Source organism: Perspicuibacillus lycopersici (genome assembly GCF_025660475.1).
GTDB classification, from domain to species: domain Bacteria; phylum Bacillota; class Bacilli; order Bacillales; family Caldibacillaceae; genus Perspicuibacillus; species Perspicuibacillus lycopersici.
Window position 1 is genome coordinate 376,180 of sequence record NZ_JAOUSF010000002.1, and the last position, 15,670, is coordinate 391,849.

Consider the following 15,670-nt stretch of genomic DNA (forward strand, 5'->3'; position numbering starts at 1 on the left):
GGAAGCCTATAGCCAATAATATACTTATATAATAGTTGTTTATAGAATAACTGCTGTTAATAATACTTCTTGTTTAGTAGTCGTTTGTTGATTAGTTTCTATGATATCCGAGTATTGATCAGAATTTGTAATAATGATCGGAGTCGTTACATCGTAGCCTGCAGCTTTAATTTTCTCCATATCAAATTCAACTAGTAATTGACCTTGTTTAACCTTTTCTCCTGGTTTTACGTGAGCTTTAAAATATTTTCCTTCCAATTGTACCGTATCCAACCCGATATGAATCAGCACTTCTATTTGCTCTTCAGAAGTTAAACCTATCGCATGTCCAGTTGGGAACAACGTTGAAACTTCACCAGACACAGGCGCAAACACTTTCCCTTCCTTAGGAAGGATTGCAATCCCTTTCCCCATCGCTTCTGTTGCGAAAACAGGGTCTTTAACTTGTTGTAATGGAACTATGTCACCCGAAATCGGTGATAAAACCGTTAGGCGCTTCACATCCGTCATTTTTTGTGCTTTCTCTTCCTTAATAGGTGATTTTATATCCTCGTCAAAACCGAGAATATAGGTTAATACAGCTGTAACAACAAATGCAACAGTTATACTAATAATGTAATATACAAATGTATTCGTCATAAATGCAGGAAGTGTCGTTAGTGCTGGGAACACATATGCAATAACTGTTGTTTTCATAGCACCTGCAAAGGCACCACCAATCCCACCACCGATTACTGCAGCTATCATTGGACGTTTATATTTTACAGACAATCCATATACTATCGGTTCCGTTATACCCGCAAGAATTGCAGGCATCATACTTGCTAAAGCATCTGATTTTAACTGTTTATCCTTTGCTTTAAGGAATACACCAAATGCAACACCTGCCTGAGCGAACGTAGCGTTAGCAACAGGAGGACGAATCGTATCAAAACCTTTTGTGCTCAAGTTATTCAACATTGCTGGTACGACACCCCAATGAATACCAAACATAACTAAGAAGGTCCATCCAGCACCAATAATTGCACCCGTTAACATTCCACTTTGATTATTTAAAAAGTCTATTCCGTCTGCAATTCCATTCCCTAAATATACGCCGACAGGGCCAATGATACCGGCAGTTAATGGTACCATAATTAGAAGTGACAGCATCGGTACTGCAAAGGATTCAATGACTTTTGGAATCCAACGTTTTAAGAATTTTTCAAGATACGAGAATAACCAAATCGCTAAAATCGCGGGGATAATTTGTCCACTGTATTTAAACATGACGATTGGAATTCCTAAGAAATCAACCACATCTCCTATATCCTTCATCAAGCCAGTAAAATTTGGTTCCAGTAGTGCAGCCATTATTGCAGCCGAAACAAAAAGATTAGTGCCAAATGTTCGTGCAGCGGAAAACGCCAAAAATATTGGGAAAAAGAAGAACACTGCATTGGATGCTGCGGATAGAATTAGATAAGTACTACCAGTAGCAGACATCCCGAAATACGTAGTACAAATAACAAGTAACGCTTTTAACATACCAGAACCAGCTAACAGAGGCACCATTGGAGTGATAATGCTGGACATAATATTAAATAGTCTAGCGATTACATTCCCTTCTTTTTTCTGTTTCTGCTCCCCATTGGATGCACTTTTTATTGCGTATTGTTTCATTATCGCTTGGTATACATCTCCTACGTCATTTCCAATTACCACTTGGTATTGTCCGTTACTTTCTACTGCCTTAACAACACCTCGTATATTCTCCAATTCTTGTTTATTAAATGACTTTCCATCCTTTAATTTAAAACGTAGACGTGTCATACAATGATAAAGACTAGCTACATTCTCTTCTCCGCCAACGTTTTCGATGATTAATTTTGCTAGTTCCATTCGATTAGCCATCATGTTTCCTCCTTCTTTTATAAAAAAAACCTGAAATGAGTGAAGGATTAAAAATAGAATGCATAGTTCTATCTCCTTCAATCATTCCAGGTAATGCCTTAACAGTAACACCCTGTTTATCATCATTTAGTTTTCCTGACGATTTGTGACACGATTGATATGCAGCACAAGATAAACCATTTCTGCCTTAGTAATTTGTGTCCCATATCCGTTTAAAACATATTTTTCAATCTTCTTTACACAATCAAAAGCATTTACATACTTTTGCTGTACTTGCTCAAATAGGTAATCATCCTCATTCTCTATATGATCATTGGATAGGATTCTTTGTGCAAAAAACTTCAAATGAGTAACCAATCTGCCGTAATTCCATGATTCCTCATCAAAAACAAGTCCAAAATGATATTTAATAATTCCTAAAATGTCTTGCGTAAATTTTGTAATCTTAATGGTTTTTTCAATCTCATTCCCATCAAACTGCGTATTTGCTATATGCATTGCGATAAAACCTGCTTCATCCTCATTAAAGCGAATTCCTGTTTTCTCCTCAATGATATCCAATGCTTTAAGTCCAATTTCAAACTCTACTTTATAGAGTTTTTTAGCCTCCCATAACAAAACATTGCGAATTTCTTGTCCATTTTCATAGCGCTTGACGGCAAAATAGATATGGTCGGTAAGCGTTACCAGTAGATAGTCACTTAAAGAAGCATTGAGTTTCCCGCGTGCGTAAGCTACAATCTCTTCTGCTATTTCAAAATACTTAAGTGGCACTTCCTTTAAAAGACTGGCAATTTGACGTGTTAAATCCTCTGTCTGAAGTGTAAAAACTTTACTAATTTTATTTTCATCTATTGGATCACCAGGCTTTAACTTAAAGCCAATTCCATTTCCGAAAACAACCATTTCTTGATGTTGTGCATCTTTGGCTAAAACAACATTATTGTTCAACGCCTTCTTTAATTTCATCCTATCACCCCTTTTCTATATCGCGACAACAGCGTTTCCATTTATTTTGTAACGATAACATTATTTGATTAAACTATTTTTCCCTAATAAACAAAAATTACCTGAACTGATCCATATGCAAACAGGTAAATCCCGTTAGCTATATGAAAATCAATCCAGGTAATGCCTTATACAGTTACACCCTGTAATATTAACTTTAATAAATGTAAAACGCTTTCTAAATATAAGATAATACAGAATTTCCATCTCGTCAATTATTTTTGTAAAAAAATTTTAAATCGAATTTAAAATTTTTTATCGAATTAGTTTTATCCTTTAGATAGAATGCTAGAAATGTCGAAGTTTCAAGTAATCTACTGTGGAGAGCTAGACATCTTGCTTCCTAGCAGGAAGGCAGAATTTACACCATCTACATATTTTTAAAAAAAGCACTTAAAATTCTATATAAAACGGATGCTTACTTTCATCCAAGCAGTACTCGATTCTTTGTCGGAAATTCCCTATCGTTACCATTTCCAATGCTTGTTCAATTGGGAAGTAGCCTACTTCCAAGCTTTCGGATGAGGTTGCGAATTCCCCTCCAATAGGCTTCCCTAAAAACAATGTATTGCAAATCGATTTACTCACATTTTGGAAGATCCCACAAAATTTTATTACCTCAATATCAATACCCGATTCCTCTTTCGTTTCCCTAATGGCTGCGTCCTTCAACGATTCTCCCTCTTCCACTTGGCCACCTGGCATTTCCCAGCCTCGTTTCGGACCCTTAATTAATAAAATTTCCTTTTTTTCATTCAGCACAATTGTTGCTGCTGAAACAATATGTTTAGGTGGGGTGAAAGTAGGTACTATATTTTGTTCCATCATGTTTCCTCCTAGTGACTTATTATTATTGTTGTATTAATATTATCACTATTCTATTAAAATTAAAGTGATTTTCCTAAAAATTCAATTTTCAATTCCGGTAAATGACTTGTCAACATGCAGCTACCTTCCACCTTAAAGGATTGCTTCCCCCTACTACAATTAAAAAATGGTAGACTAACTCGTATGTATCCCTTATCCGGTTGTTATCCTCCTGCAGTTTTTAACACACAAATAACAGAAGCAACAATCCACTCCATTAACATTTTTAGAATTTTTTATATAATCTCATCTTTCTGCATCTAATTATCATATAATGATTTATATATTAGAAACTAGGAGGATGTACATGAAAAAAGCGAAATATGGGATAGATGCTCCCTTTGTCCCTGTGAGCTACTCTATTTTTATACTTGCACTCTTCTTAATAGGATTTCTTTTTGTATCTGCCGGTCATCAGTGGGCGTATAATTTTTTTGGATATGGACTCTTTTGCTGTGTCCTTCTATCTATTTATATGCACACTACATTAAAGGGGAAATATCAAATTTGGAATAAAGTTCTTTCTGAATGGAAGCTAAATCAAAATGCTCACTTTTTAGATTTAGGCTGTGGTCGTGGTGCTATTTTTTATTTAATTGTGAAAACATTAGGAAAAACCGTAAAAGGTACAGGGATAGATTTGTGGAGAAAAGTAGATCAATCGGGAAATGACCGATCCATTGCGATGAATAATGCTGCAATAGAAGGCGTTAGTAATCAAATTCAACTAATTACAGGGGATATGCGTAGCCTTCCTTTTCAAAATAACAGCTTTGATTTCGTTACAAGTAATATGGCCATTCATAATATAAAACAAAAAATGGATAGAAGAAAGGCATTAAAAGAAGCATATAGAGTCCTAAAGAGTGGCGGTATATTAATCATTGTAGATATAAGCTATGGGAAAGAATATAAAGCTGTTGTGGAGGAACTAGGGATGGTTAATGTTACTTTAAAAAATGCTGGATGGCAAGGCTGGTGGAGTGGACCTTTCGTTTCCACCTACATTTTAACGGCAACAAAATGTTAACTATAGAGAACTGAAAAGATGATTAAAATAGAAAATAGATTTTTTTTAATGAATTGCATATCATAATAAATGGATGTGTTGAGGCTGGGACATAGCAATTGATGTTTAAATGTAAGACGTACAATCATTCGGATAGCGGAGGAAATATACGTAGACTCCTGCGGGAAAAGCATGAGCCGAAGCCCCCGCACGAAGTGTAGCGGAGGAGGAGGCTAAGGCCATGCCCGCGGAAAGCGAAGTATATTTCCGGTGCGAATTTATCTACTTAACTTTGTTCGGATTCTCTTACATAAAAATTCTTTTGTCCCAGCCTCATTAAAATTAATCTTTTTTCTTAGCCTTCTTCTTTTTTGAGGTTGCCGCCTCTTCTTTGGAAGAAGGTTTTTCATGTGCTTTTCTATGTAATGAAAGTTTTTTAATTGTTAATTTTAGGATATAAATTCCTAATAATTCTTTCAAAACTCCCAAAAGACGTTTAAGCAATTGTGATACTTCTTGATACTTTTTGATACTTCTGTACCGCTTATGACTTGAGCTATCAGAAGCGAAGAAACAAACTAATTCTGCCACTTGCTCCGGCTTTCCTTCTCCTTCTTCTAATGGACAAAAAGAAGACACTTCTTTTTCAAGCTGCACTTTTTTCCCATTTTTTTCCTCGGTATTGGCGCTATCACCTTTCGTTAATATTGCTTACCTCTATAAAAATGTAGTGCTTCATCAAGAATAACCTGCATCATAACCAATGGACTACAAATATTTTTCTGCCAATCGTGCCAAATATTTGATAATTGTTTAACGGATTGCTATTCTATTACTGTGATTTTTTCACGCATTAAATCAGTGTGATAGGAGTGAAGGAACAATGAATTATGTAACATTAAATAATGGGTTAAAGATGCCTCAGCTTGGGTTTGGTGTTTGGCAGGTTGCGGATGATCAGGCTGCTGTTGCAGTGAAAAAGGCGATCGAAGTTGGCTACCGCTCCATCGATACTGCGATGATTTATCGTAATGAAGTTGGTGTAGGAAAAGCAATCCGTGAAGCTGGTGTTCCTCGGGAAGAGCTATTCATTACGACAAAAGTATGGAACAGTGACCAAGGATACGAAAATACATTACGTGCTTTTGATGAAAGTTTAGAGCGACTTGGCCTTGATTATGTAGATTTATATTTGATTCATTGGCCAACCCCTAAATTTGACCAATATGTGGATACATATAAAGCACTTGAAAAACTATACAAAGATGGCCGTGTAAAAGCTATTGGCGTATGTAACTTTGAAATTGAACATTTAGAACGCCTACTTAATGAGTGCGAAGTAACACCTGTACTTAACCAAGTAGAATGCCATCCATTCCTTTCACAAACTGCCTTAAAGGATTTCTGTGCAAAACATAATATTTTTGTAGAAGCATGGAGTCCATTACAACAAGGTGGAGAAGTGCTAAACCATGAGGTTGTGACAAAAATTGCAAGTGCCCATAATAAAACGGCTGCACAGGTTGTGTTACGTTGGCATATCCAAAATAACACCATTGTCATTCCAAAATCGGTTACACCATCTCGTATTGAAGAAAACTTCAACGTATTTGATTTCGAGCTTTCTGCAAGTGAAATGGAAGCAATCAATGGTTTAAATCGTGATGAGCGTAAAGGTGCACATCCGAACGAAATGCATAACCGTTAATATCAAATGATCCTACCATTCTCATAACGAGAATTTGCTAAAAGAAGCAGTGCCTAATTTGCACTGCTTTTTTAGTGCAAATTTTTTCCGACTTTTTGTATATATTCCAATACATATCGCATACTGATTAGCAATGATCATCAGTTGAAATGCAGTGAAATTTTTATTAATATGTAAGGAATATGTAATAATAAAATGATATGATATATTAGCATTTTATCGCATTAATGGAAGAGAAGAGTGAACGTAATGAGAATAGGTTTTTTTGATTCTGGGATCGGTGGTATGACGGTGCTTCATCAAGCATTGCGATTTTTACCGAAGGATGACTACGTATATTATGCAGACACCTCACATGTTCCTTATGGAGAAAAACCCAAGGAAGAAGTGAAGAAATATATTTTTGAAGCCGTAGATTTCATGGCAAATCAAGGAATTAAAGCATTAGTGATTGCATGTAATACAGCGACAAGTATTGCGGTAGATGACCTTCGAAAACGCTATGATTTCCCGATTTTAGGAATCGAGCCTGCCGTAAAGCCTGCTGTCCAAAACTGCAAAGGAAAAAGAAAAAAAGTATTAGTGCTGGCAACTAGTTTAACACTTCGTGAGGAAAAATTTCATAACCTTGTAAACCGAATCGACCATCACGATATAGTGGAAAGCTTGCCTCTCCCTGGTTTAGTCGAATTCGCGGAAAAATTGGAATTTCGTCCCGAGCTTGTTATCCCATATTTAAAGGAACAGCTAGCTTCATTGAATTTAGATCAATTCGGAACGGTTGTCCTTGGCTGCACCCATTTTCCATTTTTTGAAAATAGCATTAAACAGCTATTTCCAGAAGGCGTGGATATCATTTCAGGAAGTGTCGGAACAGCGAAAAACTTAAAACGAATTTTAGAGGCGAAAGAGCAAACGAACGACGGAACAGGAGATATTATTTTCTTTAAATCTGGCGTGAAGGTGGAAGATAAAGAAACATTAGCAAATTATAAAATGTTGTTAGAGAAGTTAGATGGAATGAGCCCAATTACAACGGGTGTATAAAATAAATGCACAAACATAAACAGGTACTAATTCACACAAGAATTGGTACCCTCTTTTATGTAAAATAGTTTACTAATCGAGCAATCGAATCCATTTCGGCAAATGGCTCTATTTCCGTACCATTTTTGCATCGCTTCGGATTAAACCATATCCCCTTGATGTTTGCATTTTGACATCCACCAATATCCTTTTCTATGTCATCGCCAACAAATAATGCTTCTTCCGGTAGCACCTGTAGCCTTTGTAATGCTAGTTCAAAAATGCGTTTGTCCGGTTTACGAAGCCCTACTTCCTCCGAAATAATAACGGTGTCAAACCAATGATTCAAATGGGTGTTCCGTATTTTTGCGTTTTGTCTTTGCGTTAAGCCGTTTGTGATAATTCCCACTTTCACTTGTAGCTGCTTCATTGTGTCAAGCATGTTTATCGTTGTTTGATCGATAGAAAAGCAATTGGGAAAATACGTATTCCAAAAATTTTGAATCGAGCTGGCGGGCAGTCGATTATTTGGTGGAAATTCAGCAAATAACGATTCCAATACGTTTGTTTTATCGCCATTGCCATAATCTCGCTTATCGTATTCCTTAAATTTCTCGAGCATTTCATTCCTTTGCAAATGATGAACATCTCCATAATACTTATCAACAATAATGCTAAATATTTTTTCTACTGCAAGATCCCGATCAAGTAAAGTATCATCCAAATCAAATAGTAATGCTTTATAGCCACTCAAGGGAAACCCACCGCCTTTCATTGTCCGCTAATTATCTTTTTATAGTGTAGCATAATTTTATGGATGATTTTTGAAATATCCACACAAAAAAAGCGCACGGTGAACAAAATACCGTGCGTTAGTTGTTCCATTTACCTATTAATAAAAATTGTACCTTATTTAAGCATTGCAGGCTTCATGCCCTTTGCAACGATTTTTTTCACTGCTTCTGTTGCCTCTTCGATACTAGAAACACTAATTTTCACTTTCTGCGCTTCTGGATATTGGCTTGCTGTATGATTATACCGTTCGTCGTAATAGTTTTCTAGTAGTAGGCGAACAGCGGATGCGAAATTACTAGAGCGTAAATCCTCTTCAATTTGCTTGGCAATTGGTGTGTGGATGCGCGATTTTATTCGTAAAAAAGCTTCCATGCATTCCGCTTGGTATTCCCATGGGCGGTAATCGTCTAGAATTTCTTGAATCCGTACCTCCATCGGCATGTCAATAATAAGCTGTGTACATGTATCCTTTAGCTCACTTAAAAATGGCGGAATAACTATTTTGCCAATTCGATTGCTTTCCGCTTCAAAAAGAATATATGGTGCGCTTTGTAATTTCCGTAGTTGATGAATCATCAAGGAGTCGAACATTTTTTGATTATGAGGATTTTGTCCAATATGGCCAAAAATCGAGCCTTTATGATTGGCCATTCCCTCTAAATCAATTACTGGATATCCTTCTTTTTGCAATGCCGTTAATATTCTCGTTTTTCCTGTTCCGGTTAAACCATTTAAAACGTAAGCAGTCCGGGGCACCTGAAATGCTTCTAGTTCTTGAACTACCCATTTTCGATAGGCACGGATGCCGCCATCCAAGCGGTGGACATGAATATTCATTAAATCCAATAATGTAGCAGTTGTTCTACTGCGCATGCCACCACGCCAGCAAAATACAGTCTTCTCCCCTTCTATCTGCTGAAACTCGCGAATAAATGCTGGTAATTTTGCCGAAATAATTTCTAATCCCCGCTCTCTTGCAGCGGCTTCACTAATTTGTTTATAAATCGTCCCAATTTCCGCCCGTTCCTCATCGGTAAAAAAAGGAATATTGATGCTTCCAGGGATGGAAAAATCTTTATATTCAGAGGGCGAACGTACATCGATTAACACCATTTTTTGTCCCTCTAGTAATGGAACTAATTTTTCTACCGTAATATCACTAAACATCCTTTTCCCTCCAGTGGCGATCCGTTTTCCATCACCTACATTAATCGACTAGTACATGCCCAGCGTGTTCTGCGATAACTTCACCAATAATACTTGCTTCAAGTCCCGCTTGCTGTAATTCGTGAAGGAGTGTCTCTGCATCACTGCTAGCAACACTGATTAATAGTCCACCAGATGTAACCGCATCACATAAAATATATTGATCGGTTTCGTCGATTGCTTCGGAGAAAGTCACCATATTTTTTACATGGGCATAGTTATTTCTTGATCCGCCCGGAAGCACGCCATTTTCTGCGAATGCTTTTGCCCCTTCTAAAATAGGCACTTGGTTTTTGTTAATTTTTAATCCTACTTGTGCCCCTGCTGCCATTTCTGTAGCATGGCCAAGTAAACCAAATCCTGTAACATCGGTACAAGCATGCACCTCGTAGGATTTTATGATTTCTGCCGCTGATTTATTTAATGTCGTCATGACTTTTGTTACCCGGTCAATTTGTTCTGTTGTTAGCAGTCCTCTTTTTAAAGCAGTCGTTAAAATACCGACTCCGATTGGTTTTGTTAAAATTAGCTTGTCCCCTACTTTTGCGCCTGCATTCGTAAGTACTTTATTTGGATGCACGATTCCTGTAACCGATAGCCCAAATTTCGGTTCTTGATCATCGATGGAATGCCCACCAACAAGTGTGACACCTGCTTCTTGTAGCTTATCGGATGCGCCACGTAAAATTTCCGCTAAAATGCTTTTGTCTAATGTGCTGATTGGGAATGCGACAATATTTAGTGCCGTTAGTGGCTTGCCGCCCATTGCATAAATATCACTCATTGCATTCGTTGCTGCTACTTGTCCAAAATCGTACGGATCATCGACAATTGGTGTGAAGAAATCGAGTGTTTGTACCATCGCCAAGTCATCGGTTAGGCGATAAACCCCCGCATCATCACTTGTGTCTAGTCCTACGAGTAGATTAGGATCCTGTATTTGTGGTGGCAGCATATGCATGACTTCTGCTAAATCGGACGGACCTATTTTACAGCCACACCCCCCTTTTGTTGTAAGTGAGGTTAATTTGATCGTTTGTGTTGTCATTTGGCATCGACCTTTCGTTCATTTTATATTGTCAGTTGAATAGGTAATGTGTGATTGGGTTTCATTTTGTTTCCGGTATGGGAACCGGAACTGTGCTGTGCTTATATTAAATATTATACACCTATTTTTTGGATTAGAGACAGAATAGGAGGCGGATGGTTGGGTGGTGGGGAATTTTTTTGGGGATTGATGTTTGAGGAGTGGGGGGCGGGGCTGAGGGGGGGCGGGTTCGGGACTGGGGGGGCGGGTTCGGGACTGGGGGGGCGGGTTCGGGACTGGGGGGGCGGGTTCGGGACTGGGGGGGCGGGTTCGGGACTGGGGGGGCGGGTTCGGGTGGGGGCTTGACTTGATTAACCTGGTTTGGGATGGAATATTGGGCTCGCTTTCGTGTTGATACCTCTTGTCAAGCAGTTTTTAAGCTGAATTCTCGCTCGCTTTCCTTTTGATTGCTCTTGTCATGCGGATTTCGAACCAATTCCGCGCTCACTTTCCTTTTGATACCCCCTATCAAGCGGATTTCTAGCTAAATTCTTGCTCACTTTCCTTTTGATACCCCCTATCTATCGGATTTCTAGCCGATTTTTTGCTCACTTTCCTTTTGATTGCTCCTATCTATCGGATTTCTAGCCAATTCCTTGCTCACTTTCCTTTTGATACCGCCTATCTATCGGATTTCTAGCTAAATTCTTGCTCACTTTCCTTTTGATTCCTCCTATCTATCGGATTTCGAACCAATTCCGCGCTCACTTTCCTTTTGATACCCCTTCTCAATCGGATTTCTAGCTAAATTCTTGCTCACTTTCCTTTTGAAACCCCCTATCTATCGGATTTCGAACCATATTCGAGCTTGCTTTCCTTTTGATCCCTCTTCTCAATCGGATTTCTAGCTAAATTCTTGCTCACTTTCCTTTTGATTCCTCTTATCTAGCAGATTTTCTAGCTATTTCCGAGCTCACTTTCCTTTTGATACCCCCTATCTATCAGATTTCGAGCCAATTCCTTGCTCACTTTCCTTTTGATACCCCCTATCTATCGGATTTCTAGCTAAATTCTTGCTCACTTTCCTTTTGAGATACCTTCTTTCAGAAATCGGATGCCTTAACAACTGCTATTTCAACAACTGCATATTCGTAATACATGTGTTATCCTCTTCAAACGTGGAGAATCTGGATTCTGCCGTTTTCCCTTTTGCTGAAATTTTGATAGTATATGCTTTATTTCGAGGCAGCCATAAGTCAATAAAGCCCTGGGAATTAGATGTAAGAGAATCATTTACGACAACATTTCCTTCCATATCCTTGATGGTTACGGCAAATTCTTCTTCCACCATTTCCCCTCGACAATTGGTCAAGCTGTGGGTGGCGCAAGGATGGGTTTGTTCGATGAACGGTGCAATGGAAACGAAGAATTCATCTGCTGGCAAATCATACGTATATTGATTTTCTTTGCTATCGGTAACGACTAATTGCGTGGAAGTGATGGAAGCGAATGTATCGTTACCTTTCCCTTGGATATAATCATTTACCAATTGCTTTACATCTGCCCCTTTCGATAGCTGGTGACTATCCGCACTAGTCTCAGCATCTTGATTTATCGCATTCCCACATCCACTTATAGAAAGTAGTATAGCAATACATAAAAATAGTAATTTCTTTTTCATCGGATTTACCCCCTTTTAATGCAATTATATCTTTATTTTATACCCTATTAGGGTATGGATACACAGATAATTATGGCGGTTTTTTAAACAATTTATTGCTCTTTACTAACCATTGCTTTCCCCTTCAGTCAGCATTTTCTTTCTTCACACGCACAATAAAAAAAGGACAAGGTGTCTATCTCCTTGTCCGAGTTGCAGTTTCTATTATCCATAATATTTTATTTTGATCCAGATGAACCAGAATTGATGTTAGCTTCAAACATGTATTTCTGACCAAAGAAGAATACAAGTAACATTGGTACAGTTAATAATAAGGATGCACCCATTACAATGTTCCACGGTGGGACCGCTTGACTACTGAATGTAGAACTTAAGATTTGAACACCAAGTGCTAATGGCATTTTCTCTACATCATTTATATAGATTAGTGGTTCCATAAATAGACCCCAGTTGGCATTGAACGTAAAAATAGCTACTGCGATTAAAATTGGCTTTAACAAAGGTAGCATAATTCTCCAATAAATACCGAAATATCCTAATCCATCAATTTTTGCTGCCTCATCCAATTCTCTTGGTATTCTTGACATAAATTGTCTTAGTAAAAATACATTAAAAGCACTCGCAAAGAAGTTTGGTACGATAATCGGAAGCAATGTGTTCAACCAGCCCAACTCAGAGAAAATGATGAACTGTGGAATCATCGTAATCTGACCGGGTATCATCATTGTACTCAGTAGGACTAAAAATAAGAAGTTCTTCCCTTTACCATTTAAGCGAGAAAATCCAAAGGCAACGAAGGAACTCGACAGTACCTGACCAATGATGGCAAAAATAACTAGTATGATACTATTTTTAAAATAATTAAGAATTTGTGCATTGGAAAATAATTCGACAAAATTATGCCAAGTGAATTCCCTTGGCCAAATCGTAAATTCCATTTTCGCTACTGTCTCACCTGATGCTAGCGATATGGAAATCATATAAATAAAAGGAATAATTAGAGCAACACCGATTCCAGACAACAATGCATAAAGAACTACCTTTTCTACTAATCCCACTTTTTTAAACACTACTTTTTAACCTCACTTTCATAGTAGACCCAGATTGAGGAAGATTTGAAAATGATGAGTGTAAAGACCATGATAATAATAAATAGTACCCATGCAATACTGGAAGCATAGCCCATCTTATAATACTCAAAAGCATTTGAGAATAAGTAAGGTACGATCATATTACTTGAATTATTAGGTCCACCGCCCGTGAGAATATAAATTTGTGTAAAAGCTTGTAAACTACCGATCAATCCCATTACTAAGTTGAAGAAAATAACGGGTGAAATAATTGGAATGGTAATATGGAAGAATTTACGGAATTTACTTGCCCCGTCCATTTCTGCTGATTCATATAATTCTTCTGGTACACCTTGAATCGCAGCGAGTAAAAGTACCATATTTCCACCGACACCCCAAATAGCTAGGAAAATAAAGCTAAACTTTACCCACGTTGGATCTAATAACCAGGCAGGTCCATCCACTCCAAAGATGGAAAGAAATCGGTTGATAACACCAGTGTCAGGGGCTAAAATCCATTTGAAAATCATGGATGATGCAACAACTGGTACTAAAACAGGAAGATAAAAGACCGTTCGAAAAAACTTAATACCTCTTATTTTTTGCGCAAGTAGGTAGGCCATTCCTAACGATAGAATGATAGAAAGCGGTACTGAAATGATCGTGAAGAAGAAGGTGTTGTAAACTACTTTCCAAAACACGTCATCTTGAAAAAGAGTAATATAATTTTCTAGCCCCACAAAGTTAGGAGCAGTGAATAAGTCCCAATCTGTGAAACTAAGAACAAAAGATGCTATCATTGGCCCGAGGGTAAATCCAATAAAACCGATTAACCATGGAGCGATGAAGATATAAAACCACCGCTGTTCTTTTTTCGCAGCTTTCGATATTACCTTTATTGCACGATTTTTTTCTGGAACTGGATTTTCACCATTATTATTTACTACGGAATTAGTCGTTGTGTTCAACTTATAACTCTCCCTCGTAATAAGAAATATCCTCATTTTTGAAAATGATAGACGAGAAACTTTGTTCCTCAAAGATTCTCATCTACCATACTTATTCAGTTTCCTTCCTTAAGGACATTCTTATTTAGATTAGTCTCCAATTAACGCCTCTAAATCTTCTTGTGTTTTATCCAATATTGCTTTTACATCCGCATCTTCATTTAGCCATAAATCTGCAAAGTTATCCTCAAAGACTTTTTGCATTTCATTCCATTCCGGAATATAAGGTACTTTGATCATAGCCTCTGTAGATTTCGCAAATGTATCTACATTAATTTCATGTGCTGCCCAGTCTTTTGTTAAAAATTCATCACTACCAAGTACTTTAACGTTTGCTGGTGCATCTTGTTTATTATCAACGATTGGCATTTGTCCTTCTTCACTTGTTAAAAATTCAATAATTTTATATGCTTCTTCTTTATGCTTCGATTGACTTGATACACCTAAACCACTTCCAAAAGGTACAGTTCCAGGTTCTTTATTTTTCCACATTGGAGCAATATCCCAGTTTAACTCAGCTACAGAATTAGATGTGCTCATTGCCCAGAATCCAGTATAGTTCATCGCTAATTTTCCTTGTGCAAATAAAGTGTCTCCTCCAATATCTCCAAGGTTCGCTAAGTCTTCTCTCGTTGGTGCCACTTTATACTTATAGTATGTGTCTACAACAAATTGCATTGCTTCAACACTTTCAGGAGAGTTAATAATGACGTTTCCGTCTTCATCTAGAACGCCACCACCATTTTGATACATGAAGGACATCCATTGTGGCCACCATTCTCCACCAACAAATCCCCATTGTTTTACTTCGCCATTTTCAACAACTGTTAACTCTTTCGCAGCGTTTAATAAATCATTCCATGTCCAATTTTCATTCGGATACTCTAAACCTGCAGCATCAAATAGATCCTTGTTATAGTAAACGATAAGCGAGCCACCTCTATCTGGTAATGCGTATACATTTCCATCGCGACTGTAGTTCTCATATACCTCGCCATAGTTTTCTTTTAAATTCAATCCAGATTCTTCAATATATTCATTAAGCGGAGCTAACTGATTTTTACTAGAGTACGCATGAACATCTTCCGCTAACTGCATAATATCTGGCGCCTTTTTTCCAGCAATCATCGTTTGAACTTTTTGTGCATATTCACTTGGTATGTAGATCAATTCCACATCGATATCAGGATATTTCTCTTTTGCTAATTTTAACCGTTCTTCATAAACCGCTTTATCTGTTTCCCCACCCCAAATAGAGAAGGTAAGTTTTACTTTTCCATCACTACTTGCTTCATCGTTTCCACAACCAGCTAAAAAAAGACTTGATACAAGAATACCAATAAGAATGAACAATAATGATTTTCTTTTCAATT

14 protein-coding genes are annotated in these 15,670 nt (G+C 37.6%); 3 read left to right on the top strand and 11 right to left on the bottom strand.

What is annotated here, in order from left to right:
• Window positions 1-39 precede the first annotated feature (39 nt).
• The 3 genes from OEV98_RS05885 to OEV98_RS05895 all read right to left on the bottom strand — a co-directional run bounded on the left by OEV98_RS05885 (window position 40) and on the right by OEV98_RS05895 (window position 3,726).
• Window positions 40-1,893, bottom strand: a complete 1,854-nt coding sequence (locus tag OEV98_RS05885) for a beta-glucoside-specific PTS transporter subunit IIABC (protein WP_263072288.1) — start codon at window positions 1,891-1,893, stop codon at window positions 40-42.
• Between the two features lie 126 nt (window positions 1,894-2,019).
• Window positions 2,020-2,862 carry a BglG family transcription antiterminator LicT gene (gene licT, locus OEV98_RS05890; RefSeq protein ID WP_263072289.1) on the bottom strand — a complete coding sequence of 281 codons (843 nt, stop codon included), beginning with the start codon at window positions 2,860-2,862 and terminating at the stop codon, window positions 2,020-2,022.
• Between the two features lie 432 nt (window positions 2,863-3,294).
• The gene (locus OEV98_RS05895) at window positions 3,295-3,726 is read right to left on the bottom strand and encodes an NUDIX hydrolase (protein ID WP_263072290.1); all 432 of its coding nucleotides are present in this window, start codon (window positions 3,724-3,726) and stop codon (window positions 3,295-3,297) included.
• Between the two features lie 349 nt (window positions 3,727-4,075).
• Here OEV98_RS05895 and OEV98_RS05900 point away from each other — a divergent pair, with 349 nt between their 5' ends.
• On the top strand, window positions 4,076-4,798 hold the full coding sequence (locus OEV98_RS05900; protein WP_263072291.1) for a class I SAM-dependent methyltransferase: 723 nt from the start codon (window positions 4,076-4,078) through the stop codon (window positions 4,796-4,798).
• A 321-nt stretch (window positions 4,799-5,119) separates the two neighbouring features.
• Here OEV98_RS05900 and OEV98_RS05905 read toward each other — a convergent pair whose 3' ends face one another.
• On the bottom strand, window positions 5,120-5,434 hold the full coding sequence (locus OEV98_RS05905) for a hypothetical protein (protein WP_263072292.1): 315 nt from the start codon (window positions 5,432-5,434) through the stop codon (window positions 5,120-5,122).
• Between the two features lie 226 nt (window positions 5,435-5,660).
• Between OEV98_RS05905 and OEV98_RS05910 the strand changes: the two genes are divergently transcribed.
• Window positions 5,661-6,485, top strand: a complete 825-nt coding sequence (locus OEV98_RS05910; protein ID WP_263072293.1) for an aldo/keto reductase — start codon at window positions 5,661-5,663, stop codon at window positions 6,483-6,485.
• Between the two features lie 249 nt (window positions 6,486-6,734).
• Window positions 6,735-7,532, top strand: a complete 798-nt coding sequence (gene murI, locus OEV98_RS05915; RefSeq protein ID WP_263072294.1) for a glutamate racemase — start codon at window positions 6,735-6,737, stop codon at window positions 7,530-7,532.
• Between the two features lie 55 nt (window positions 7,533-7,587).
• Here murI and OEV98_RS05920 read toward each other — a convergent pair whose 3' ends face one another.
• The 7 genes from OEV98_RS05920 to OEV98_RS05950 all read right to left on the bottom strand — a co-directional run bounded on the left by OEV98_RS05920 (window position 7,588) and on the right by OEV98_RS05950 (window position 15,668).
• Window positions 7,588-8,286, bottom strand: a complete 699-nt coding sequence (locus tag OEV98_RS05920) for an HAD family hydrolase (protein ID WP_263072295.1) — start codon at window positions 8,284-8,286, stop codon at window positions 7,588-7,590.
• Window positions 8,287-8,420: 134 nt separating this feature from the next.
• Window positions 8,421-9,473, bottom strand: a complete 1,053-nt coding sequence (mnmH, locus tag OEV98_RS05925) for a tRNA 2-selenouridine(34) synthase MnmH (RefSeq protein ID WP_263072296.1) — start codon at window positions 9,471-9,473, stop codon at window positions 8,421-8,423.
• Between the two features lie 40 nt (window positions 9,474-9,513).
• Window positions 9,514-10,560: a selenide, water dikinase SelD gene (gene selD, locus OEV98_RS05930; protein WP_263072297.1), complete on the bottom strand. Its 1,047-nt coding sequence runs from the start codon at window positions 10,558-10,560 to the stop codon at window positions 9,514-9,516.
• A gap of 1,108 nt (window positions 10,561-11,668) precedes the next feature.
• Entirely contained in the window at window positions 11,669-12,220 is a 552-nt protein-coding gene (locus OEV98_RS05935; RefSeq protein WP_263072298.1) for a CueP family metal-binding protein, read from the bottom strand.
• A gap of 218 nt (window positions 12,221-12,438) precedes the next feature.
• Window positions 12,439-13,290, bottom strand: a complete 852-nt coding sequence (locus OEV98_RS05940; RefSeq protein ID WP_263072299.1) for a carbohydrate ABC transporter permease — start codon at window positions 13,288-13,290, stop codon at window positions 12,439-12,441.
• On the bottom strand, window positions 13,290-14,258 hold the full coding sequence (locus OEV98_RS05945; RefSeq protein ID WP_317633790.1) for a carbohydrate ABC transporter permease: 969 nt from the start codon (window positions 14,256-14,258) through the stop codon (window positions 13,290-13,292). The genes OEV98_RS05940 and OEV98_RS05945 overlap by 1 nt, the downstream gene beginning before the upstream one ends.
• Window positions 14,259-14,387: 129 nt before the next feature.
• Complete coding sequence (locus OEV98_RS05950) at window positions 14,388-15,668, bottom strand: ABC transporter substrate-binding protein (protein WP_263072300.1); 1,281 nt, start codon at window positions 15,666-15,668, stop codon at window positions 14,388-14,390.
• Between the last annotated feature and the right edge of the window lie 2 nt (window positions 15,669-15,670).

What these genes read in the sequence shown, in the direction of transcription:
- OEV98_RS05895 (WP_263072290.1), bottom strand. Translation starts at nt 3,726, where the DNA reads ATGGAACAAAATATAGTACCTACTTTCACCCCACCTAAACATATTGTT.
- licT (WP_263072289.1), bottom strand. Translation starts at nt 2,862, where the DNA reads ATGAAATTAAAGAAGGCGTTGAACAATAATGTTGTTTTAGCCAAAGAT.
- OEV98_RS05885 (WP_263072288.1), bottom strand. Translation starts at nt 1,893, where the DNA reads ATGGCTAATCGAATGGAACTAGCAAAATTAATCATCGAAAACGTTGGC.
- selD (WP_263072297.1), bottom strand. Translation starts at nt 10,560, where the DNA reads ATGACAACACAAACGATCAAATTAACCTCACTTACAACAAAAGGGGGG.
- OEV98_RS05900 (WP_263072291.1), top strand. Translation starts at nt 4,076, where the DNA reads ATGAAAAAAGCGAAATATGGGATAGATGCTCCCTTTGTCCCTGTGAGC.
- OEV98_RS05920 (WP_263072295.1), bottom strand. Translation starts at nt 8,286, where the DNA reads ATGAAAGGCGGTGGGTTTCCCTTGAGTGGCTATAAAGCATTACTATTT.
- mnmH (WP_263072296.1), bottom strand. Translation starts at nt 9,473, where the DNA reads ATGTTTAGTGATATTACGGTAGAAAAATTAGTTCCATTACTAGAGGGA.
- OEV98_RS05935 (WP_263072298.1), bottom strand. Translation starts at nt 12,220, where the DNA reads ATGAAAAAGAAATTACTATTTTTATGTATTGCTATACTACTTTCTATA.
- murI (WP_263072294.1), top strand. Translation starts at nt 6,735, where the DNA reads ATGAGAATAGGTTTTTTTGATTCTGGGATCGGTGGTATGACGGTGCTT.
- OEV98_RS05910 (WP_263072293.1), top strand. Translation starts at nt 5,661, where the DNA reads ATGAATTATGTAACATTAAATAATGGGTTAAAGATGCCTCAGCTTGGG.